This window comes from Clostridium sp. MCC328, from assembly GCF_018785465.1.
GTDB classification, from domain to species: domain Bacteria; phylum Bacillota; class Clostridia; order Lachnospirales; family Lachnospiraceae; genus Pilosibacter; species Pilosibacter fragilis.
Map to the genome: position 1 here is coordinate 122,805 of NZ_WQPW01000067.1, position 22,375 is coordinate 145,179.

Below are 22,375 nucleotides of genomic sequence, written 5' to 3' on the forward strand. Positions count from 1 at the left end.
GGGGACTTGGCAAGGAGGCAAAACGAGTGACAGAGGAACAGAAAGCGGGGAAGATCTTTCTTTTCTGCAAGGAATCTTCACAGGAGCGGATCATGAAGTGCTTGCGGGACGCCTTTGACGTTCCGGGCAGCGCACATGATACAGGATTGGAACTTCACAATGGGAATCTGAATGTGACGCTCAGGATCTACTGCGAGAGTGCGGGCGACGAGGAGCAGGAGCTGGTCCGAAGCTGGTCTGACCGGGCAAGAGGCCACTTTTCCAGGGTCGAGACCGCGGTGGTGGATGTGAAAACGAATCTTCTCTATCAGCTGGAAGGAACTGAGAGTATCGTTTCGGTGGACTATGTGTTTGAGGGGGAAGAGTCCGAATTCCTGACAGAGGAAGAGGAGGCCGCGAAGAGAAATATGGAGCAGACACTGTTTCATGTTCTTTACGATCTTCGTGCAGTCATGGCGTTCAGGGGAGAAAAAAGGGGATTTTACTGCCTGGATGCGTCCGGCATGGAGAAGCTGATCCTAGACGGAAACGGAAACAGTGAGATGGAGCGGTTTCTGCCATATCAAGCGGTGGGCTATGTTCCGGGAAATGAGATCGAGACGGAACAGTTGAACCGCAGGGAGAAGAACCGGAGAGAGTTTGAGGCGCGGGGCGTGTATGTTCCGGTATTTTACCCGCTTTTGGAGACGGAGGCGGAGGCAGACTGCCGGACACCATATGAGATCGCGGCGAGAGCGGTGGCGCTCATGCTGGTGGCGGTATTTTCTGAGGCCATGCTGGCGAAAAAGATGAGCCAGAAAGAGGCATTGGAATTTATCCAGAAGCGGATCAACGAGTTCGGGGCGGATGATTTCTTCTCCCTGAAGGAGTGGAATTACCTGCACAACGAGGATCCGAAAGAATCAGAGAAGATATCCTATTCCTGGCAGTACGAGAATCTGTATGTGATGGAGTGGGCGCTGGGACTGATCGACGGGCCGTTAGATTTCCCGGATCACTTCTGCGCAGTGGCGGAGGCGGCGCAGCTTCTGACAGCCTTTCACTCCATGAGGGAGATCCTGGAGGCGGCGAAGCCGAGGAGCGCGAAGGAACTTCTCGATGCCTGCGATATGATCTTCTGTCTGGACTGGGCATGCACCGATACGAGGATGCGGGATCTTCCCGCGCCTGCGGGAATGGACGGAGGTGTGGTCTTTGAGCGCCATAAAGCGTTAAACTGGCTCGTGGGAGCCGGGGAGAAGGCAGACTGGGACCATGTGCCGGTGGATACGTGAGGAGATAAGGCACAGTAACAAAACACATCATGGAGAGATCTATGGTGTGTTTTTTAATTGCATTTATAACTGTTCAGCAGGTCTGCGCACTTGCTGCGCTGACCGTAAGATAACATAAGCGGGAAGGCAAAAATCCCATCGGCGTAGCCGATCCGAAATGGATTTTTGCAAGTAACGCTGAAGGTGCTGAATAGTTACTTGCATTTTTTAACGTAGTGTAGTATAATTACGTCACTTTGAAAAAAGACAAATGTCCATGGCTCACGGTCATGGAAGAATAAAAGAGAAGACTGACGGATGTCTGCAGTTACTAATGCGGCTATGCCGGGGATAGAGGAGATACGAACCATGGGAGAGAGAAATGTGATCAAGGCGGCGCTTCTCGGCGCTGGAACGGTTGGAAGCGGCGTGTATGCCCTCGCTGAGATGTTAAAGGATGAGATGTTCCAGAAGACCGGTGCCAGCCTGGAAATTAAGAAGGTTCTGGTGCGGAACACAAAGAAGGACCGCCCGGGGATTCCGAAGGAGATCATGACGGACAACTGGCAGGAGATCCTGGAAGATGAGGAGATCCAGCTTGTGATCGAGCTCATGGGCGGCGTGGAACCGGCGAGAACCTATATCGTGCAGGCCCTGGAAGCCGGAAAACAGGTGGTCACCGCCAACAAGGACGTGCTCGCGGAGCACGGACAGGAGATCCTGTCACTGGCGGAAAACAGCGGCTGCGATATCCAGTTTGAGGCGGCAGTCGCAGGCGCGATCCCGATCATCCGTCCCTTAAAGCAGAGCCTCGCAGGCAGCATGCTGACGGAGATCATGGGAATCGTTAACGGAACCACGAACTACATTCTGACAAAGATGTCGGAAGAGGGGATGGATTACAAGGAAGCGCTGGCAAAGGCCACAGAGCTTGGATACGCGGAGGCGGATCCGACGGCGGACGTGGAAGGCTACGACGCGGGACGAAAGATCGCGATCATGTCCTCCCTGGCGTTCAACTCCAAGGTGACCTTCAGCGATGTCTATATGGAAGGGATCACGAAGATCACCTCCGATGATATCCGCTACGCGAAGGAATTCGGCTATGTGATCAAGCTTCTCGGCGTTACAAAGCTGGTGGACGGAAAGATCGAGGTCAAGGTCCACCCGATGCTGATCCCGGAGCAGCACCCGCTTGCGACGGTCCGCGACTCCTTCAACGCGGTGTTCGTACACGGCGAGGCCTGCGATGACGCGATGCTCATGGGACGCGGTGCGGGAAAGATGCCGACGGCCAGCGCCGTTATGGGTGATATCATCATCGTCATGAGAAATATCGTTCACGACAACTGTGGCTGGAATGGCGGCGTGGCGTACAAGAATTATCCGGTGAAGCCGATCGAGGAGACGAGATCGAGATATTTCCTCCGTCTTCAGGTCGCGGATAAGCCGGGCGCCCTCGCAAATATTGCGGGCGTTCTCGGAAACAACGATGTCAGCATCGCCCAGGTCGTTCAGAAACGCGCGAGGGACGGTGTTGCAGAGCTTGTTGTGATCACGGATTCCGTTCTGGAGCGCCATTTCAACGACGCGCTGATGATCGTGAAGGGCATGTCCGTGCTTCGGGAGGTGTCCGGAATTATCAGGGTTTACGGGGATTAACAGCCGGTATTTGAAATAATGGAATTAGAAAGCATATCTGTCTGGTCAGGTGAAACTGACTGGGTGGATGTGCTTTTTTATTTTCCGAGAAATATCATAAAAATCCGGGGTGTTCATATATTGTATCAATTCCGGGAAAGGCGGACAGGCAGAACACGGGGAGAAAGGAGCGCGGGATGAATACGGAAACTTTTGAAAGACTGCTGAAACAGGCGGTTCCAGACGGGAAAACGATTCGGGAGATCAGAATCCGGACGGAAAAACCGGTGATGATACTGCTGGAAAGCGGGGAAAACCTCCTTTTTTCGGATGGGACCTGTGGAAAGACGGAAAGTTATGGAAAGAAAAAGATGGGGTCGCTGGAGATAAGAGAAGACCGGAGCGTAGTTCTTGCAGACCAGGAGCTGATCCGCGGGATTCTGGAGACCTGTTCCAGGCATTCGCTGTACGCCTACGAGCGGGAGATCAGCCAGGGATTCCTCACGATCAGCGGGGGACACCGTGTGGGAATCGCAGGGAAAGCGGTGGTGGAGGACGGACATGTGAGGACGGTCCGGGATCTCTCATCTTTAAATATCCGTGTTGCCCATGAGGTAAAGGGCTGCGCAAAAAACGTGCTGCCGTACCTGATGGATGGGGAAACATTTCTGGACACGCTTTTGATCTCCCCGCCGGGAGCAGGAAAGACAACACTTTTGAGGGACCTGATCCGGGAACTTTCATGCGGGGGAACATGGGGAGCGGGGAAGAATGTGTCCGTGGTGGACGAGCGTTCGGAGATCGCAGCGTGTTTTGGAGGAATTGCCCAGTGTGACCTGGGGACCAGGACCGACGTGATGGACGGGTGCCCTAAGTCTGAGGGAATGCTCATGATGCTGCGCTCCATGGCACCCCAGGTGCTGGCGGTGGACGAGGCAGGAGGGGAAGGCGAGATCCTGGCGATGAAGTATGGGATGAACTGCGGGTGCAGGATCCTGGCAACGGTCCATGGTGCAGATGTTGGGGATATCATGAAGCGGCCGGCGTGGCGGGAACTGGCGGAAGCGAAGGTGTTTTCCCGGTATGTGGTTCTTTCCGGAGTTCCGGGACCGGGAACGATAGTGGGAATTTATGATGTGAATTTTCAGCGAATGAATAAAAGAAATTAAGGTTTAAACAAGACATAGATCGTGAGTGGACGGGGGATGAGACATGAAATATTTAGGACTCTTGTGCATGGCGGCAGCGGCGGTAGCTGGAGGTTTTCTGCTGGCGGGGGAGTGGGAGATGCGGGTAAAGATGCTTGGAATCTTCCGACAGATGGCGGTCTATCTGAAGGCGCGGATCCTATACTCCAACGAGACGCTGCCGGAGGCGCTAAAGGAGATCGGCAGCCGGTTTTCAGACGGGAATTCCGGGATGGCGGCGGAGGCAGGACTCTTTTTTCTACGGGTGGAAAAGCGGATGGAGGAAGAAGCTGGGAAGGCGTTTGCTGAGATATGGAAGGAAGAGATGGAAAAATTTCCGGACGATCTTCCTTTAAGAAAACAGGATCTTGAAGCACTCCAGGCACTGGGGGAAAATCTCGGTTACGCGGACAAAAAGACCCAGGAGCGGACGATCCTGTTCTATCTGGAACAGGCGGATGACTCCCTGGCGTTCTTAAAGAAGGAGATGGAGAGCCGGACGAAGCTTTACCGGTCTCTCGGAATGGCGGCAGGACTTTTTATTCTGGTACTCTTTGCGTAAGGGGGAGACTATGGGGGTAAATCTGATATTTAAGATCGCGGCGGTGGGGATCCTGGTGTCGGTGATGTGTCAGGTGTTGAAGCACAGCGGGCGCGAGGACCAGGCGTTTCTCACGAGTCTCGCAGGATTGATCCTGGTGCTGTTTTGGATCGTGCCGTATATCTATGATCTGTTTGAGACAATTAAAAATCTGTTTTCGCTGTGAAAGGAGGGAGAGTTATGGCGGTAGTTCAGGCGGCACTTCTGGGGCTTACGGCAGTTTTGCTTGCGGCGCAGTTAAAACCGCTGAAGCCAGAGTACGCGGTGTACCTGGTTCTGGCGGCATCCATCGGAGTCGGATTTCTTGGTCTGGCAAGACTGGGTGTGCTTTTGGACACCCTGCGGGAGATAGGAAACGGGATCAGGATCCGGCATGTGTATCTGGCGGCGTTATTCAAGATGGCGGGAATCACATATATCGCAGAGTTCACATCGGGGATCTGCAAGGATGCCGGATACTCTGCGGTGGGGACCCAGGTGGAGATGGTTGGGAAGCTGGCGATCCTCGCGGTGAGCGCGCCGGTGGTGCTGTCGCTGGTGGAGACATTGAAGGTGTTTATGGAATGAGATGGAAGAGAAATGTATTTCTGATGCTGGGGCTTGTTATGGGGATATTCTGGGGAATCAGACAGAGTGAGGTTACAGCTTTTGCCGCAGAGCAGACCGGTTTCAGACAGAAAACAGGGCGGCAGGCTGGATTGTGGACAATTCCGATACCAACAGCGGAAACAGTGGATTTCGGGCAGAGAGCGGAACAGCAGCAGGATGATGAGATAGCAGATATTGATGTTACAGAAATCCAGGAGTATTTAGACCAGATCGGCGGTGATGATACAGCGGGACTTACATTCCGGGACTTAATGGACATGATCCGGAAAGGTGATGCGGAGAACGTCTTCTTATATGGAAAGGACAGGATCGTCTCCGCACTGTTCTCGGAGATCCGGACAAACACCTCGTTTTTAGCGGAAATCCTGATCCTGTCCCTGTGCGGGGCGGCATGTTCCGGCTTTTTCGGAATTTTCGGTTCCAGCCAGCTGTCGGAGACGGGGGCCTACGTGATCTGTATCTGCGTGCAGACATTCCTGGCGGCGAGCTTTTTTGCCAGTATTCGCATCGCAGAGGAGACCACAGGGGATATCTTAGGGTTCATGAAGGTTCTGCTCCCGGCATATTTCCTTGCAGTGACTATGGCGGGTGGGGCGGTGACATCGGCATCGGTCTGCGGATTCACTCTGGGGGCCATTGGCGTGATCCAGGCGGTGGTTTCGGGATTCCTTTTGCCGATCATGAAGCTCTACATGGTGCTCTCCCTGGTGGGAAATCTGTTCCGGGAAGAAATGTTCTCGGTGATGACGGAGTTCCTGGGAAAAGTCGTGGGGTGGACCGTGAAGACCATGTTCGGTATCGTTGTGGGATTTCACCTGATCCAGGGGCTGGTTCTGCCCCAGGCGGATGCCATGAAAAACGCGGCGGTCGTGCGGACCATCGAGGCGGTTCCGGGAATCGGCGCAGGGGCCGGGGCGATGTCAAATCTTCTGATGGGATCGGCGGTTCTCATAAAGAACACGGCGGGTGCCGCGGCAGTGGCGGTCCTGATCTTTCTGGCGTCGGTACCTATGGTGAAGCTGGCGGTGCTCATGGCGCTCTACTATCTGGCAGCGGCTGTGATGCAGCCTGTATGTGATAAGCGGCTGGCTGCATGCATGGCACAGAATGCCGTGGGGCATGGGATGTTACTCGAAATCGTCGGGTATTCGCTGGCGTTGTTTGCGGTGACCATCGCAGTGATCAGTTATTCTACGAATGCGGTGTACTATGCGGGATGAGTTGTTGTCACACTGCATATTATCAAGGTGGCTGTGCAAAATGTGAACAGCAGCGGGGAAGTGGAGGAGCGGCATGAAAGCGATTGAAAACTGGGTAAAAGACATCGTTTTTTACATGATCTTCGTGACCATGGTCATGAATCTTCTGCCGGATCCGAAATACGAAAAGTACTTGCGGCTGTTTGCCGGGGCGGTTATGATCCTGCTGGCTTTTGGGCCGCTTGCACGGATCACGGGGATGGAGACAGCGATAGCGGGCATGTTTGAGAAGATCATCTTTGAGGACGATGTGCGGACGCTGAAGGAGGAACTTGGAGCCGTGGATGAGAGGCGGATCGCAGGATTTTATGAGCGGTACCGGGCGGCGGTGGAGTCTGATATCCGGACTATGGCAGAGAGTGATGGTCTGGAATGCGTGAGCGTATCGGCCCGGGTGGCGGATGCCGGAAATCTCAGCCATGTGAAGTTAGTGGTCCGGGGAGAGCAGAATCAGGCAGGAGCGGAGATCGCTTCGGTCAGAAGGAAGATAGGAGCTTATTATGGAGTGGAAGAACGGGACATTGAGGTCGATGTTGAAGGGGAATAAGGAGAAGGTGATTTTTCTATTCTGTTCCGGGCTGCTGCTGTTTGTGATCTCACTGCCGAATGGGAAGACAACGGATTCCGGATTGAGAGCTGGAACGGTGGAGGTGGTTGCGGATGTCAGCGGGGATGATGAGAGCACTGCGTTGGAAGATACCGGGGAGGAAGCTGCGGCGAAAGAGGAGAGTGGTTCTTACGAGGAGAAGTTGGAGCGGCGGATCCGGGAACTATTAAAGAGTGTGGATGGCGTCGGGGAGGCGGATGTGATGGTGGTGTTGAAATCTTCGGAGGAGAGGATCTGGCATGTGGATAAGAGCAGCACGTCCTCAGTGACGGAGGAGAGTGGGAGCAGCTCCGGGAGTTCACGGGTCATAAGGGAGGAGAACCAGTCAGAGAGCACGGTGCTTGACGGGAAGAGCCAGTCACCGGTGATGGAGAAGGAAGTGAAACCGGAGATCTCCGGTGTAGTCATCAGCGCGGACGGCGGCGGAAGTGCGGTGATCCGGGCGGAGATCTCGGAGGCGATGGAGGCGCTTTTAGGACTTCCGGCGAATAAGATCAAGGTGATGAAGCGGGCGGTGAAATAAAGGCAGTGGATTGCAGAGTATCGGCAAAAATGGGTTCTGTTTTTTATAGAGGAGAGAATTACAGCGGTATATTTCAAGCCTGGAATCATAGAATGGAAGTATGAAAGTATGGGAAAGAAGGAGTTTTGCGATGAAACGGATCTTCAGAAGAAATCAGATCATTATCACGACGCTGGCGGTCATGATCGCGGCAGCGGGATACCTGAATTACTCGTCGAAGAAGGAAGTGGCGGGGGCAGAGGTGTACGAGGCGGGGATGATGGATATTTCCGATTCGGACATTCTGGCGGAGAATCAGGCGAAGAATGGGGTGGATGATGGAAAGCTTAAGGAAATTGCGAGTCCTGACGGGGATGGAGAGGAACTTCTGCCCGATGGAAATGAGGTGGCGGCGATGCCTGAGAGTGCGGAATCTGCTGGTGCAGAAGTTTCCGGGCAGGAGACAGCGGCTGCGGGAATTGAGAATCCGGGTGAGGCGGTGCTCACCGGCGGAACAGGGATCTCCGAGTACATAGCTGGCGTCCAACTTGGCAGGGAGCAGATCCGGGCAAAGAATAAGGAAACTCTGATGCAGATCATCAACAGTGACCAGATCTCGGAGGAGGAGAAGCAGACGGCGATCCAGAACCTCATTGGGATGACGGAGATCTCGGAAAAGGAGAACGCGGCGGAGACGCTTTTAAAGGCAAAAGGCTTTGTGGACCCGGTGGTCAGCATCACGGACGGGAAGGTGGACGTCGTGGTGAACGCGGCATCGCTCTCGGATCAAGAGCGGGCGCAGATCGAGGATATCGTGAAGAGGAAGACGGAGATCGGGGCGGACGGGATCGTGATCACGCTGCTGGATGTGGATGAGTGATAAGGACGATGGTGCCGGAATATTGGCGTAAAGTGGTATGGTTCCCGGTATCTCTGGCGGCAGGGCACAAAGTGTGATAAAAAGAACTATGCAAAGAGAGGAGAAAATGGTATAATAACTGTATCTTTGATATACAGGAGGTAATTGTTGTGGCAGCGGAAACAGAGAGAAGCAGTCATAAGGTTTATGAAAAGGACAAAATTGGAGAAGTCCAGATTGCGGATGAAGTCGTGGCAATTATTGCCGGCCTGGCAGCAACTGAAGTTGACGGCGTGGACTCCATGGCGGGAAATATTACGAACGAGCTGGTTGGAAAGCTTGGAATGAAGAACCTTTCCAAAGGCGTTAAGGTGGAAGTTACGGAGGAGCATGTAAGCGTGAATATGGCTCTGAATCTGAAATATGGATATAGTATTCCGGACGTCTGCGAGAAGGTGCAGGAGAAGGTTAAGAACGCGATCGAGAACATGACGGGGCTTACGGTGCTTGATGTGAATATTAAGATTGCCGGGGTCAGCCTGGAAGAAAAGTAAAGATTGTGACTGCGTAAGGGCAGGATTCCCGGGAGACACTGGGAGTCCTGCCCTTTTTGGCGAACTTATTTTATCTCGATTGTGTAGTTATAGCTGTAGGTATGGACGTAAAGTGTATTATCCTGGTATACGAGGAGATCAGGCTGTTTTTTTAGTTTTAGGCGGGAGAGGACTTCTCCGGTGTGAAGATTAAGCTGGTAGAGGTAGTCGTCCTCGGAGGTGAAGCCGTATCCGCAGATGATCACATTGTTTTTTACGATAAAGTTCATGGAATTACAGGTCTGGTCAGCGCTTCTCCAGAGGAGTTTGTCGTTTTCCAGATCATAGGCGAACATGAAACAGGTATCCGGCTGGGCGTAGCCGTTTGTCACGCTGGCACCGTAGAAAATACCGTCCTTCAGACAGGCATTGTTTCCGTTGATGTACCATTTGTCGGTGGGATAGGTTAAGACATACAGGCAGTTTCCGGTACCGTTCTCAAAAATATAAAGTTCTTCGCCGGACCAGAGGTACTGGTAGTTGTCATCATAAAAGCTGTTCCAGTCGGTGCCGATCATTGGGAGGGATAATCCTTTCCTGTCGTACCATTCGTTTGCAAAATCGATACCGTTTTCTTCTTCGGATACGATCCTTAAATCAAAAGGAGCGGCGGCATCACCGGTGGGATGTGTCTCCCTGGCTGTGGACAGGTCGATGGTAATGTATTTTGTCTCAGGAGCCGTATTTTCGGTGTCAGTATTGGCAACAGGGCTGGTTTCTGTTTTCATATCGGTTTCAGAGCTGTCTTCTGCCACTGTTTTCGTGTCAGATCCAGAAGTGCTTTCTGACTCTGTTTCCACTGCCGTTTTTAATTCGACTTCGGAAGTATGTACGGCTGTTTCTGTGGAGACTTCCTTCGAAATATTATTTTTATTGCCGCATCCGGTTAATAGCATGCACAGGATGATGAGCGGCAGGTATTTTACTTTGTTCATTGTATTATTTTCCTTTCTGAGGTAAGTTTGGAATTCTGAAGGGATCAGAAAGAGTATACCATACCACAAGGATAAAAGAAACATCTCTCACATAAGGACTTGTGAAAATATACATTTTCATGTATAATCGTAACTGTTCAGTAGGTCTGCGCACTTGCTGCGCTGACCGTAAGAAAACATAGGCTGGAAGGCAAAAATCCCATCAGCGAAGCTGATCTGGAATGGATTTTTGCACGTAACTATGAAGGTACTGAATAGTTACGTATAATCCTAAATTAGGAGTACTCTGTTCTGCGCTCACATCTGCAGAAGCTGCGAAAGGCAGCTTTTTCGGAAGCATGGCTGCAAAAGAGCAGTTCAGAGATTGATAATCAGAGCAGCACGGACTGACGGAAAAGCCCGTCGGCCCGTTCAGATAAACGGAGGTAGAAAAGTGACCAGAAGGGAAGCCAGAGAACATTGTTTTAAGATGCTGTTCTGCCAGGATTTTTACCCGGCAGAGGAGAAGGAAGAGCAGTTAGAGAGATATTTTGAAGCGCCGAAGGAGGATGTGACCGGCGAAGACGGAAAAGATGAGATCCTTCATGATCCGTTTGAGAAAGAAGAGGACCGCGCATATCTCGAAAAACGTGTCGAGAAGATCATGGAACTGATCCCGGAGATCGATGAAAAGATCAACGAGATCGCGGAAGGCTGGAGAACAAGACGTATGGGTAAAGTTGAGCTTACGATTTTACGTCTTGCAGTGTTCGAGATGAAATATGATGAGGAGATCCCGGAGAAGGTTGCCATCAACGAAGCGGTTGAACTCGCAAAGAAATTCGGCGGAGATGAAGCCCCGGCATTTGTAAACGGTATCCTTGCAAAACTGATCCAGAAAGGCAATTAAACGATGGCAGGTGTTTACTCTGTTGCACAGGTAAATTCATACATCAAAAATATGTTTGCACAGGACTTCCTTCTTCGCCGCCTGTCGGTGAAGGGGGAAGTTTCCAACTGTAAGTATCACAGTTCCGGACATATCTATTTCACACTGAAAGACGGCGGCGGAACACTTCAGGCTGTCATGTTCGCAAGCCAGCGCCGCGGCCTCAACTTTAAGCTCGCCGAGGGACAGCAGGTTGTTGTAAAAGGAACTGTGGATGTCTACGAGCGGGACGGAAAATACCAGCTCTACGCGTCAGAAATCGAACTTTCCGGGCGCGGGGACCTGTATCTGAGATTTGAAAAACTCTTAAAAGAGCTGGAAGAGATGGGGATGTTTGACCCGCAGTATAAGCGGCCGATCCCGCGGTTCGCAAAGACCGTGGGAATCGTCACAGCGCCCACGGGAGCTGCGATCCGGGATATCATGAATATCTCCCACAGACGGAATCCATATGTCCAGCTGATCCTCTACCCGGCCCTGGTTCAGGGAGACGGCGCAAAGGACAGCATCGTAAAAGGAATCCGGACACTTGATGCGATGGGACTGGATGTTCTGATCGTCGGGCGCGGCGGCGGTTCGATCGAAGACCTTTGGGCCTTCAACGAGGAGGAAGTCGCCAGAGCGATCTTCGCATGCAATACGCCGGTGATCTCCGCAGTCGGTCACGAGACCGATGTGACGATCGCGGATTACGCGGCAGATCTTCGGGCACCGACTCCGTCAGCAGCGGCAGAGCTTGCGGTATTTGATTATTTCCAGTTCCGGATGGATCTGAATGCGAGAAAACAGCGCCTGATGAAGGAGATGGGAACATGTCTTGAGCGGGCTAAAAGCAGGTTAAAGCATGATGAGCTGACATTGCGTTTTTATGACCCGAAGAGCCAGCTGAATGAGAAGAAAAAACGGCTGGCGGACGCGGAAGATACACTTTTACGTCTGATCGCAGAGCGGCAGCAGGAGACGAGACGTGATCTGCAGAATGCGGAGGCACTGCTCAGAAGATCCATGGCGGACCGGCTTGCGGCTGATAAGAGGAATCTTGCGGTGAAGAGTGAACGTCTGTGGGGACTGTCCCCGTTAAAGAAGATCAGCGGAGGATTCGGATTTATCACGGACGGAGATGGAAAACGTCTGGAGACTGTGGAACAGGCGGAAGCCGGAAAACGGATCACGGTCCGGGTGAAGGACGGTCGAATCGGGGCTGTTATAGATCATGTTGAGAAGTATCGGTAGGAATCCACCACAGAATATTATCTATCGCACCAATTTTCACGAATAATTAAACAATAATTCAAGTAGGAAAATAGAACGATACGGCAGGATATGCTGCCACAGTGAGGAATCATATGGATGACGAGACAAGAAAACAGATGAATGTCGAGGAGACATTTGCGGCTCTCGACCGGATCATCGGAAAGCTGGAAAAGGGAGACGGATCTCTGGAGGACGCTTTCGCTGATTATGAAGAGGGCATGAAGCTTGTAAAGAGCTGTAACGAAAAAATTGAGACGATTGAAAAAAAGATCCTTGTTTTGAGTGGAGATCAAACGGAGGAAAAGGAAAATGGCGGACAATTTTAAGGAAAGGTTCAGTCAGGCGGTCAAGGAGACTGAGACAGTCGTATATTCATATTTGCCGGAGGAGACCGGACACCAGAAGACGATCTTTGAGGCAATGAATTACAGTGTAAAAGCAGGTGGAAAGCGCTTAAGACCGCTTCTCATGCGGGAAGTGTACCGTCTGTTCGGCGGAAACGGTCCGGAGATCGAGCCGTTCATGGCGGCCATGGAGATGATCCACACCTCGTCCCTGATCCATGACGATCTGCCGTGCATGGATAACGACGAATACCGCCGCGGAAAACTCACCACCTGGAAAGCCTACGGCTATGATATGGCAGTGCTGGCGGGTGACGCGCTGATGATCTACGCGTTCGAGACTGCGTCAAAGGCCTTTTCCATGGGCGCTGATCCGGCAAAAGTCGGCCGCGCCATCGGGATCCTCGCAGAAAAGACCGGAATCTATGGCATGATCGGTGGACAGACCGTCGACGTGGAGCTCACCGGAAAGGCAATCCCGAGAGAAAAACTTGATTTCATCTACCGGTTAAAGACCGGTGCTCTCCTCGAGGCCTCCATGATGATCGGTGCAGTTCTTGCGGGCGCGACCGTGGAAGAGATCAAAGAGGTGGAAACGATGGCCTCCGAGGTTGGTCTCGCGTTCCAGATTCAGGACGATATCCTCGATGTGACGAGCACTCAGGAAGAGCTTGGAAAGCCAGTTCTGAGCGATGAAAAGAACGAAAAGACCACTTATGTGACCTTAGAAGGCCTTGAAAAGGCAAAACGGGATGTAAAGGAAATTTCTGACCGGGCAGCAGGAAGACTTGCGGGGCTGCCGGGAAAAAATGAATTTCTGTATAATATTATTGAAATGCTCGTGAATAGGAAAAACTAATCACTATATAAAATATGTAAGGGAGTAGTCTGGAAACATGCTGCTTGATCATATAAAACAGTCTTCGGACATCAAAAAACTGAAAGAAGACCAGTATCCGGAGCTTGCGCGGGAGATCCGCCAGTTCCTGATCGAAAAAATAAGTAAAACAGGCGGCCATCTCGCTTCAAACCTTGGGGTTGTGGAACTTACGATGGCCCTGCATCTGGCGTTTGACCTTCCGAAGGATAAAATCGTCTGGGACGTGGGCCATCAGGCCTACACCCACAAGCTTTTAAGTGGAAGAAAAGCCGGTTTTGATGACCTGCGCCAGTTTGGCGGAATGAGCGGATTCCCGAAGAGAAAGGAAAGCCCTTACGATGCCTTCGACACAGGACACAGCTCCACCTCCATCTCTGCGGGGCTTGGACTTGCCCAGGCGAGAGAGATCACAGAGGAAGATTATTCGGTGATCTCGGTCATCGGAGACGGAGCCCTGACCGGCGGAATGGCATATGAGGCATTGAACAATGCGGCCCAGATCAGAAAAAATTTTATTATTGTTCTGAATGACAATGAGATGTCCATTTCCAGGAACGTGGGCGGAATGTCGAAATATCTCAGCAGTGTCCGCACAAAAGAAGGATATGCGGAGCTAAAGCTCCGAGTGGAACGGACACTTTCCGCGATCCCTGTGATCGGAAGACCGCTGGCATACGGTCTGTACCAGTTAAAGAACGGGATCAAACAGTTCCTTGTTCCGGGAATGTTATTTGAGGACATGGGGATCACGTATCTGGGGCCTGTGGACGGCCATAACGTTCAGGAAATGATCCGTGTATTTAAGGAGGCGAAGCGCGTCCAGCATGCGGTCTTAGTCCATGTTATCACGAAAAAGGGAAAAGGCTACAAGCCGGCGGAAGAAAATCCGGCGCGATTCCACGGTGTGGAACCATTCGATATCAAGACCGGAAATCCTTTAAAGAAAAAGGAGTTTCCGAGCTATACGGATGTATTCTCAGAGAAGATCTGCGAACTTGCCGGAAAGAATAAAAGAATCGTGGCTCTGACAGCAGCCATGCCGGACGGAACAGGACTCACGAAGTTTGCGAAGGAATTCCCCAAACGGTTCTTTGATGTGGGAATCGCGGAGGCCCATGAGGTGACATCGGCGGCAGGCATGGCGGCAGCGGGACTGAAGCCTGTAGTTGCGGTATATTCTTCCTTTTTACAGCGTGGATATGACCAGGTGCTTCACGACGTCTGTATTCAGGATCTTCCGGTCCTGTTTGCCATCGACCGGGCCGGTCTTGTGGGAAGCGACGGGGAGACGCATCAGGGAATTTTTGATATTTCCTTCTTAAGTCTTGTGCCAGGAATGAACATCATGGCACCGAAAAACTGCTGGGAGCTTCAGGACATGCTGGAGTTCGGCGTGAATTTTGATGCGCCCCTTGCCATCCGTTATCCGAGAGGACAGGCGTACCGCGGACTGGAAGAATTCCGCGCTCCTGTCGAATATGGAAAGGCGGAGATGCTCTACGAGGAGTCAGAGATCGCACTTTTTGCCCTCGGCAGCATGGTGAGCACCGGCGAACATGTCCGGGAAAAATTAAAGGAAAAAGGACAGCCCTGTACCTTAGTGAACGCGAGGTTTGTAAAGCCGCTCGATACGGATATGATCGATCGTCTCTGCAAGACGCATAAACTGATCGTCACCATGGAAGAGAATGTTCTCCGCGGCGGCATGGGCATGTATGTCACAAAATATATCCATGAAAAACACCCGGAGATCCGCGTGATCCAGATCGCACTTCCGGATGCCTATGTAGAACACGGAAATGTTTCCGTGCTCAGGGAGATGCTTGGAATCAACAGCGATTCTGTGATCAGACGCATTGAGACGGAATTTTTAAACGAGAAGAGATAAGGAGCAAAGCCAATGAAAGAACGGTTGGATGTTCTGCTGGTAAAGAGAAATCTGGCGGAGTCCAGAGAGAAGGCGAAGGCGGTCATCATGTCCGGCATCGTCTATGTGGACGGACAGAAGGAAGACAAGGCGGGATCCATGTTCGACGAGACAGCGAACGTGGAGGTGCGCGGAACCACATTAAAATATGTGAGCCGCGGCGGCCTGAAACTGGAGAAGGCCATGACACATTTCGGCGTGACATTAGAGGGAAAGATCTGTATGGACGTCGGAGCGTCCACGGGCGGATTTACGGACTGCATGCTTCAGAACGGGGCAGTGAAGGTTTATTCTGTGGATGTGGGGCATGGACAGCTGGCGTGGAAACTCAGAAATGATGAGCGCGTGGTCTGCATGGAAAAGACCAATATCCGTTATGTGACTCCGGAGGAGATCCCGGACAGGATCCAGTTTGTATCCATTGACGTCTCCTTTATTTCTTTGACGAAGGTCCTGGGGCCGGTGAAGGCGCTCATGGAGCCGGACGGAGAGGTCGTATGCTTAATTAAGCCGCAGTTTGAGGCAGGGCGTGAGAAGGTCGGAAAGAAGGGCGTTGTCCGCGAAAAATCCGTCCATCTTGAGGTCATTGAGATGGTCGCCTCCTTTGCGGGCAGCATCGGTTTTGAGGCCCTCCATCTGGAATTCTCCCCGATCAAGGGGCCGGAGGGAAATATCGAATATCTGCTCCATTTAAGAAACTGCACGGATGGAAGTACATTTGCGAACGACACCATCGGCGCTTCCGAGATCGTTGAAAAGGCACACGAGACACTGGATAAATAAGGCATAACAGGCATAATTTTATGAAGAAATTTTACATCGTTGCAAATCCTGACAAAGAGAATACGAAGAATATGCAGGCGGCTATTGAAAAGTACCTGAAGGCTCACGGCGCGGGAGTTTCCTTGGGGAAAAGTGTGTCCGGACATGGAAATCCGTATACGGATCCGGAGGAGGTACCTGCGGATACCGAATGTGTCATCACGCTGGGCGGGGACGGAACCCTGATCCAGGCGGCAAGGGATCTTGCAGGGAGAAATCTTCCGATGATCGGTATCAATCTCGGCGGCCTTGGCTATCTTACCCAGACCGGCCGGGAAGGCGATGTAAAGGAGCTTCTGGATGCACTTTTGGAGGACTGCTATGAACTTCAGGAACGCATGATGTTGAAGGGCTGTGTTTACCGGAATGCAAGGCCGGTGAAAGAGAGCATTGCGCTCAATGATATCGTTCTGACAAGAGACGGAGATCCACGGGTATTAAAGCTAAAGCTTTACGTGGACGGACAGTTCTTAAATGAATTCAGCGCTGACGGTATGATCGTTGCGACTCCTACGGGATCCACGGCGTACAATCTGTCGGCGGGGGGGCCGATCGCCCAGCCGGACGGACAGCTGATGATCCTTACACCGATCTGCCCGCATACGCTGACGTCGAGAACGATCGTTTTCGGAGCGGATAGCCGGATCAGGATCGAGATCCCGGCAACAAACCGGGGCAGTCAGGTGGCGGCTTTTGACGGCGACACGTTAGTGCGGCTGGAAAATGGGGATTATATTGAGATCACAAAGGCAGAGACGGTGACAAGAGTTGTGAAGCTTGATCACCGGTCATTCCTTGATATTTTAAAGATGAAGATGTACGACGCGTGAATTTACAGCGGAATAGCGCTGCAGGACACGCAGGGCGGTGTGCGGATCACTTCAAAAGAAGTGAACTGGACACTGATACAGGATGAGATCAGAAAGGGGCAGCAGACATGAAGGTTGACAGACACAGTAAGATCGTGGAGCTGATCGGAAAATATCAGATCGAGACGCAGGAGGAGCTTGCGGAGTATCTGAAAAAGGCCGGATATCATGTGACACAGGCGACAGTATCGAGGGATATCCGTGAACTGAAGCTCACGAAAGCTCCTGGAAAAAATGGCCGCCAGTGCTATGCAGTCATGCAGCATCAGAAAGATTTTGGCGAGAAATATATCCGTATTTTCAGGGACTGCTATGTGTCCATGGACATGGCACAGAATATTCTTGTGATCAAGACGGTTTCCGGTATGGCGATGGCAGTCGCTGAGGCACTGGATGTGATCGGTTTTCATGAGATCGTCGGCTGTGTGGCCGGAGACAATACGATCATGTGCGCGGTGCGGACCGTGGATGACACGATCATTCTGATGGATAAGCTGAAGAAGATCATTGAAGGAAAGTAACTGTTCAGTAGGTCTGCGCATTTATTGCGCTGACCGTAAGAAAACTTAGAATAGAAGGCAAAAATCCTATCGGCACAGCCGATTTGGAATGGATTTTTGCGCGTAACTGTTTACTGAACAGTTACGAAGGAAAATAGGCTTTGGACCTTTTGGTTTAAGGCAGAATATTGCAGAAATATTGAGCCCTGCGGAGCAGAACCGGGACAATTACCAGGTTTTGCTTTGCAGGGATTTTTTTAGGAAACAGAACGGGAAAAAAGAGAACAACTGTTCGAAAAACACTGGACAATCGAACATATGTGTGCTATACTCGTTTTACCGAATCGAACAAATGTTTTATTTTCGTAGAGGGAAAGCGAGGGAACAGGATGCTTGTTGGTTTACATGTAAAAAATCTTGCTCTGATTGAGCAGGCTGACGTGGAGTTTGGAAACGGTTTAAATATCCTGACCGGTGAGACCGGAGCCGGAAAGTCGATTATCATTGGCTCTGTTGCCCTGGCGCTGGGCGCGAAAGCGTCAAGGGATATGATCAGATGTGGGGAAGAGTATGCGTATATTGAGCTTATTTTTTCGGTTGATGACGAGAAAAAACGGGAAGAATTAAAGAGAATGGATGTGTATCCGGATGAAGATGGTCTTTTGATCATCTCAAAAAAGATCACCCAGACGAGAAGCATCAGCCGGATCAATGACGAGACAGTGACGATGGCGCGCTTAAAAGCCGTGACCGGAAAGCTTCTCGATATCCATGGACAGCATGAACATCAGTCTCTCCTTCATAAGCAGAAACATCTGGAGATTCTTGATGAATATTCCTGGAGAGAGACAGGAAGCTTAAAAAGAAATGTGGCAGAGAGTTACCGGAGATATCTGGAATTAAAGGGAAAGCTAGACGGATTCTCTCTGGATGAGGAAAGCCGGAAGCGGGAACTTGATTTCGTGAGATTCGAGATCGATGAGATTGAGGATTCTGCATTAAAACCGGGCGAAGAGGAAGAACTTGCGGCGAAATTCCGTAAATTTTCCCATAGTCAAAAAATTATGGAAAGCTTACAGGGAGCTTATCAGGCGGTAGATGGGGACGCGATCGGGCGTGCGTACCGTGAGATGGAAAGTGTGGCATCCTACGATGAAAGACTGTCCGGGATCGCTGCGGGGCTTTCTGACGCGGAAAGTATTTTATCGGATATCTGCAGGTCGATCTCAGACTATATGGATGAGATGGAGTTTTCAGGGGAAGATTTTAAAAAGACGGAAGAACGTCTGGATCTTGTCCGTGGAATTATGGCAAAATACGGAAACAGCGAGGAAGCTGTCTTAAAGAGTCTGGAAGAAAAGAAAAAACGACTTGAGGAACTGGAAAACTATGAGGAACTGGCGTTTGCCGCAAAAGCCGAGTTTGAGGAGCAGAAGCGGGTTCTGGGACTTCTCTGCGGACGGCTCTCGAAGGAGAGAGAAAAAGCAGCAAAGATTCTGGAGAACCGGATCACGGAGGAGCTTGAGGATCTGAACTTTCTTCATGTGGAATTTCGGGTAGATGTACACCGGACCGATCACTTTACGGCAGCCGGCTCCGACGAGGTGGAATTTTTGATCTCCACAAATCCGGGAAGTATTCCGCCAAGGCCGCTGGGGGAAGTTGCTTCCGGCGGTGAACTTTCAAGAATTATGCTGGCGATCAAGACGGTCCTTGCGGACACGGACGATATTCCAACTCTGATCTTCGATGAGATCGATACCGGTATCAGTGGACGGACTGCCCAGAAGGTATCGGAGCGCCTGTCCTATATCGGAAAAAAGCATCAGGTACTCTGTATTACCCACCTTCCGCAGATCGCGGCAATGGCGGATACGCACTTTGAAATAAAAAAATCTGTGGAGAATGGTGTGACTGCGACGAAAATCAGAAAACTAACAGAGAAGGATGAGGTGGATGAACTCGCAAGACTCTTAGGCGGAGCTGAGATTACGGAAAAAGTACGGGAAAATGCCGAGGAGATGAAACGTCTGGCAGAGGAGACGAAGAATCACAGAGCTGTACTTCAAACAGCGGGATGAATCGGCAGAATGAGAAAAAACTGACAGGGTGAAAATAAAAAAGCATCACATAATAGGAGAGGAGCAAAAAAGCTGCCTCTCCTTTTTTTATAACGGTTTCTGTGACGGATGGGAATGACTGTCTGATAAAGTGGAAACGATAAAAGGGAAGCGGCAGCTTCGGAAAACTGCAGTGCAGGCGCGACAGCGGCGTTGCAGATAAAGAACGAATAAAGGAGGAGCTGCCATGATGAAAAAAGAATCGTTTCGACGGATCCTGATCCGGATATTCTGGATTTCTCTCGTCTTTACAATCGGATTTTCCTGGGTCTATATCCGGTATGCAGTGCCGGATCGGCTGAATCTGGTGGTCAATGAGGAAGAAGTCTTTCATTTCGCTCTTCCTCCCGGAGTGACCTTTGAGAGTGACAGCGAGGAGGTTGTCCTGAAGAATGCTTCAGAAATCCCGCAAGGAATGATCCGGATCGAACGCCCGGATTCAGTCTCTATGTATGGGAAAAATGAGGGAAGCTACCGGGTTGGAATGAAGTTCCTGGGACTTATCCGGATGAAAGACATTCAGGTGGAGGTAGTGGATGGATCTTATGCGATCCCCTGTGGAATGCCGGTGGGAATCTATTTAAAATCAAAGGGCGTTATGGTGATTGGGACGGGGCAGGTCACAAATGATACGGGAAACGTTGTGGAACCTGCTTATGGGCTCTTAAAGTCCGGAGACTATATCCAGACGGTGGACGGAGAAGATCTGGAAGATAAAAATGATCTGGTGGACGCGGTGAGCGCGTCAGACGGGAAGACGCTGGCGCTCGGAATCCGGCGTGATGGTCGCAGGATTGAGGTCGATATGACACCGGTTCTTGCGGAAGACGGAAGCTATAAGCTTGGTGCCTGGGTCAGGGATGATACTCAGGGAATCGGAACCATGACTTATGTGGATATGAACGGAAATTTTGGTGCTCTTGGGCATGGAATCAGTGACAGTGATACCGGGGAACTGGTGGATATTGAAGGTGGGGAACTCTATGAGACCCAGATCCTCGGGATCGAAAAAGGCCAGACCGGAAAGCCGGGAGTCATGTCAGGAGTGATCTATTACGGAAAAGGAACAAAACTGGGGGAAGTGAAGGAGAATACGACAGAAGGAATATACGGAACCGTAAACCAGCATTTTCTGGATTCAATAAAAACCGATGCGATTCCCGTCGGCTTCCGACAGGATACTCACAAGGGAACTGCGTACATCCGAAGCAATGTGTCCGGGGAAGTAAAAGATTATGAGATCGAAATTCAGAAGGTGGATTACGGCAGCATTCAGAAAAATAAAGGCCTGGTTCTTCGGGTCGTAGATGAAGAACTTTTAAATTTGACGAGCGGCATTGTTCAGGGCATGAGCGGTTCTCCAATTATCCAGGACGGAAAACTTATCGGGGCTGTGACCCATGTGTTTATCAACGATCCGACGAGGGGGTATGGGATCTTTGCGGAGAATATGATCTCGCATTGAGCGGGTACCATTTATGGTAAAGGTATTTAGAGCTTATAGGGATTTAACAGAAAGTGAGCAGAGGGGAGCTGGACACAGGGAGGGTACGTTGTGAAGGAGCTCATATCCGTTTGAACAGTCATCTATGCCAGTGTTTGCAAGAACGTGCTTAACAGGTTTGCCGGGATCTGTCCCGGCGCAGATGCCTTTCCGGCGGTTCCGAAGGTCACGCAGGAGCCGACGAGCTGACCGCAGATACGGCTGATGACGCCGGTGGGGCTCATGGACATGGTGATCACCGGGGTATCACTGTGCTCCTCCTTCATGGTCAACGTTGCATCAAGCAGTGTCAGGACATCCCGCTCACACTGCGGCATCACCGCGAATTTCACGATATCAGCGCCCAGGGACTGCATCAGGCAGAGATTGCTTATGATGATGTTCTTATCCGGTGTTGCGGTAAAGTCGTGGCGGGAGGCAATGACCTTCACGCCAACCCTGTGGGCTGCCGCAACGATCGTTTTCATCGTTTCTTCCCCGCGGGAGAGTTCCACGTCAACGAGGTCGATGAGACCGCTGTCGATCACGGCGAGGATCGTCTTCGTGTAGGTCTCTGTGTCGATCTCCATCATTCCGCCTTCCACGCTGGTACGGATCGTGAAGAGCACCGGAATATTCCCTAAAGCATTTCGAAATAAAGTCATTGCCTTGATCCGGACTTCGGGATCTTCCATACCGGTGTAGAAGTCCGCACGCCATTCGATCAGGTCAAACGGAGTATTTCGGATCAGATTTACAGATTTTTTCAGGTCATCAAGATTTGTATCCGTAACCGGAATGCAGATCTTCGGCATTCCGTCTCCCAATTTTACATTTCTTACTTTTACAATTGCTCCCATAAGCGGTTACTCCCCTGTTTCTATATGATTGATGTAATATTCGGTCATGCGTTATATAACGCGCATCTCGCAGAAAGAATGCCGGTGCTTTGCATTCCAAATCGGCAAAGCCTGCGAAGCGTGATCAGCTATGTCCATAGTATAAAGACCGGGGAGAAAAAAGTCAACACTTACGCGCGTTAAAGTTTAAAAATTTAAAGCAATATATTAACGGGAACGATCAATTCCTGCCGATCAAGCAAACTCATCGATCAATCGCAAAGGTGTGCAAAGAATTGTTAAAATAATATCATATAAATTTACAGGAAAACAGTCTTATTCCTGCATTTCACACATCAATTT

At 51.0% G+C, this 22,375-nt stretch carries 23 protein-coding genes; 21 read left to right on the forward strand and 2 right to left on the reverse strand.

The genetic code is table 11. From position 1 onward, the window contains the following. Nucleotides 1–26 precede the first annotated feature (26 nt). The 11 genes from GPK83_RS17360 (at nucleotide 27) to GPK83_RS11085 (ending at nucleotide 9,072) form a co-directional block, all read left to right on the forward strand. Nucleotides 27–1,274 carry a DUF4272 domain-containing protein gene (locus tag GPK83_RS17360; protein ID WP_215704773.1) on the forward strand — a complete coding sequence of 416 codons (1,248 nt, stop codon included), beginning with the start codon at nucleotides 27–29 and terminating at the stop codon, nucleotides 1,272–1,274. 348 nt (nucleotides 1,275–1,622) lie between these two features. Continuing rightward, nucleotides 1,623–2,915, forward strand: a complete 1,293-nt coding sequence (locus GPK83_RS11040) for a homoserine dehydrogenase (RefSeq protein ID WP_215704774.1) — start codon at nucleotides 1,623–1,625, stop codon at nucleotides 2,913–2,915. A gap of 176 nt (nucleotides 2,916–3,091) precedes the next feature. After that, the gene (spoIIIAA, locus tag GPK83_RS11045) at nucleotides 3,092–4,063 is read left to right on the forward strand and encodes a stage III sporulation protein AA (RefSeq protein WP_215704775.1); all 972 of its coding nucleotides are present in this window, start codon (nucleotides 3,092–3,094) and stop codon (nucleotides 4,061–4,063) included. A 43-nt stretch (nucleotides 4,064–4,106) separates the two neighbouring features. After that, entirely contained in the window at nucleotides 4,107–4,643 is a 537-nt protein-coding gene (locus GPK83_RS11050) for a stage III sporulation protein AB (protein ID WP_120041390.1), read from the forward strand. 10 nt (nucleotides 4,644–4,653) lie between these two features. After that, nucleotides 4,654–4,848 carry a stage III sporulation protein AC gene (gene spoIIIAC, locus GPK83_RS11055; RefSeq protein ID WP_015553756.1) on the forward strand — a complete coding sequence of 65 codons (195 nt, stop codon included), beginning with the start codon at nucleotides 4,654–4,656 and terminating at the stop codon, nucleotides 4,846–4,848. Nucleotides 4,849–4,862: 14 nt separating this feature from the next. Next, on the forward strand, nucleotides 4,863–5,249 hold the full coding sequence (locus GPK83_RS11060) for a SpoIIIAC/SpoIIIAD family protein (RefSeq protein ID WP_015553755.1): 387 nt from the start codon (nucleotides 4,863–4,865) through the stop codon (nucleotides 5,247–5,249). After that, nucleotides 5,246–6,511, forward strand: a complete 1,266-nt coding sequence (locus GPK83_RS11065) for a stage III sporulation protein AE (protein WP_215704776.1) — start codon at nucleotides 5,246–5,248, stop codon at nucleotides 6,509–6,511. Before GPK83_RS11060 ends, GPK83_RS11065 begins: the two co-directional genes overlap by 4 nt. Before the next feature lie 73 nt (nucleotides 6,512–6,584). Then, nucleotides 6,585–7,097: a stage III sporulation protein AF gene (locus GPK83_RS11070; protein ID WP_015553753.1), complete on the forward strand. Its 513-nt coding sequence runs from the start codon at nucleotides 6,585–6,587 to the stop codon at nucleotides 7,095–7,097. Next, complete coding sequence (locus tag GPK83_RS11075) at nucleotides 7,051–7,680, forward strand: stage III sporulation protein AG (protein WP_215704777.1); 630 nt, start codon at nucleotides 7,051–7,053, stop codon at nucleotides 7,678–7,680. Before GPK83_RS11070 ends, GPK83_RS11075 begins: the two co-directional genes overlap by 47 nt. A gap of 130 nt (nucleotides 7,681–7,810) precedes the next feature. After that, complete coding sequence (locus GPK83_RS11080; RefSeq protein ID WP_215704778.1) at nucleotides 7,811–8,539, forward strand: SpoIIIAH-like family protein; 729 nt, start codon at nucleotides 7,811–7,813, stop codon at nucleotides 8,537–8,539. A 149-nt stretch (nucleotides 8,540–8,688) separates the two neighbouring features. Then, a complete protein-coding gene (locus GPK83_RS11085; protein WP_117470208.1) occupies nucleotides 8,689–9,072 on the forward strand; it encodes an Asp23/Gls24 family envelope stress response protein in 384 nt (127 codons plus the stop codon). A 65-nt stretch (nucleotides 9,073–9,137) separates the two neighbouring features. On the opposite strand, the gene GPK83_RS11090 is transcribed toward GPK83_RS11085, so the two are convergent. Further along, nucleotides 9,138–10,046 carry a hypothetical protein gene (locus tag GPK83_RS11090; protein WP_215704779.1) on the reverse strand — a complete coding sequence of 303 codons (909 nt, stop codon included), beginning with the start codon at nucleotides 10,044–10,046 and terminating at the stop codon, nucleotides 9,138–9,140. A gap of 433 nt (nucleotides 10,047–10,479) precedes the next feature. Between GPK83_RS11090 and nusB the strand changes: the two genes are divergently transcribed. The 10 genes from nusB (at nucleotide 10,480) to spoIVB (ending at nucleotide 21,155) form a co-directional block, all read left to right on the forward strand. Further along, entirely contained in the window at nucleotides 10,480–10,935 is a 456-nt protein-coding gene (nusB, locus tag GPK83_RS11095; RefSeq protein ID WP_021905440.1) for a transcription antitermination factor NusB, read from the forward strand. Between the two features lie 3 nt (nucleotides 10,936–10,938). Continuing rightward, the gene (xseA, locus tag GPK83_RS11100; protein WP_215704780.1) at nucleotides 10,939–12,207 is read left to right on the forward strand and encodes an exodeoxyribonuclease VII large subunit; all 1,269 of its coding nucleotides are present in this window, start codon (nucleotides 10,939–10,941) and stop codon (nucleotides 12,205–12,207) included. A gap of 113 nt (nucleotides 12,208–12,320) precedes the next feature. Beyond that, a complete protein-coding gene (xseB, locus tag GPK83_RS11105; protein ID WP_015553747.1) occupies nucleotides 12,321–12,554 on the forward strand; it encodes an exodeoxyribonuclease VII small subunit in 234 nt (77 codons plus the stop codon). Continuing rightward, complete coding sequence (locus GPK83_RS11110; protein WP_215704781.1) at nucleotides 12,538–13,431, forward strand: polyprenyl synthetase family protein; 894 nt, start codon at nucleotides 12,538–12,540, stop codon at nucleotides 13,429–13,431. Before xseB ends, GPK83_RS11110 begins: the two co-directional genes overlap by 17 nt. A gap of 37 nt (nucleotides 13,432–13,468) precedes the next feature. Continuing rightward, nucleotides 13,469–15,340 (forward strand): 1-deoxy-D-xylulose-5-phosphate synthase, encoded by a 1,872-nt coding sequence (dxs, locus tag GPK83_RS11115; RefSeq protein WP_215704782.1) that lies wholly within the window; start codon nucleotides 13,469–13,471, stop codon nucleotides 15,338–15,340. Nucleotides 15,341–15,352: 12 nt separating this feature from the next. Next, nucleotides 15,353–16,162, forward strand: a complete 810-nt coding sequence (locus tag GPK83_RS11120) for a TlyA family RNA methyltransferase (protein WP_015553744.1) — start codon at nucleotides 15,353–15,355, stop codon at nucleotides 16,160–16,162. A 20-nt stretch (nucleotides 16,163–16,182) separates the two neighbouring features. Further along, the gene (locus tag GPK83_RS11125) at nucleotides 16,183–17,031 is read left to right on the forward strand and encodes an NAD(+)/NADH kinase (RefSeq protein ID WP_215704783.1); all 849 of its coding nucleotides are present in this window, start codon (nucleotides 16,183–16,185) and stop codon (nucleotides 17,029–17,031) included. A 107-nt stretch (nucleotides 17,032–17,138) separates the two neighbouring features. Continuing rightward, complete coding sequence (argR, locus tag GPK83_RS11130) at nucleotides 17,139–17,591, forward strand: arginine repressor (protein WP_021905435.1); 453 nt, start codon at nucleotides 17,139–17,141, stop codon at nucleotides 17,589–17,591. A gap of 368 nt (nucleotides 17,592–17,959) precedes the next feature. Beyond that, the gene (gene recN / locus GPK83_RS11135) at nucleotides 17,960–19,651 is read left to right on the forward strand and encodes a DNA repair protein RecN (protein ID WP_215704784.1); all 1,692 of its coding nucleotides are present in this window, start codon (nucleotides 17,960–17,962) and stop codon (nucleotides 19,649–19,651) included. 226 nt (nucleotides 19,652–19,877) lie between these two features. Beyond that, on the forward strand, nucleotides 19,878–21,155 hold the full coding sequence (spoIVB, locus tag GPK83_RS11140; protein ID WP_215704785.1) for a SpoIVB peptidase: 1,278 nt from the start codon (nucleotides 19,878–19,880) through the stop codon (nucleotides 21,153–21,155). Between the two features lie 122 nt (nucleotides 21,156–21,277). Here the strand turns inward: spoIVB and aroD are convergent, their stop codons facing one another. Continuing rightward, entirely contained in the window at nucleotides 21,278–22,033 is a 756-nt protein-coding gene (aroD, locus tag GPK83_RS11145; protein ID WP_215704786.1) for a type I 3-dehydroquinate dehydratase, read from the reverse strand. Nucleotides 22,034–22,375: the final 342 nt, after the last annotated feature.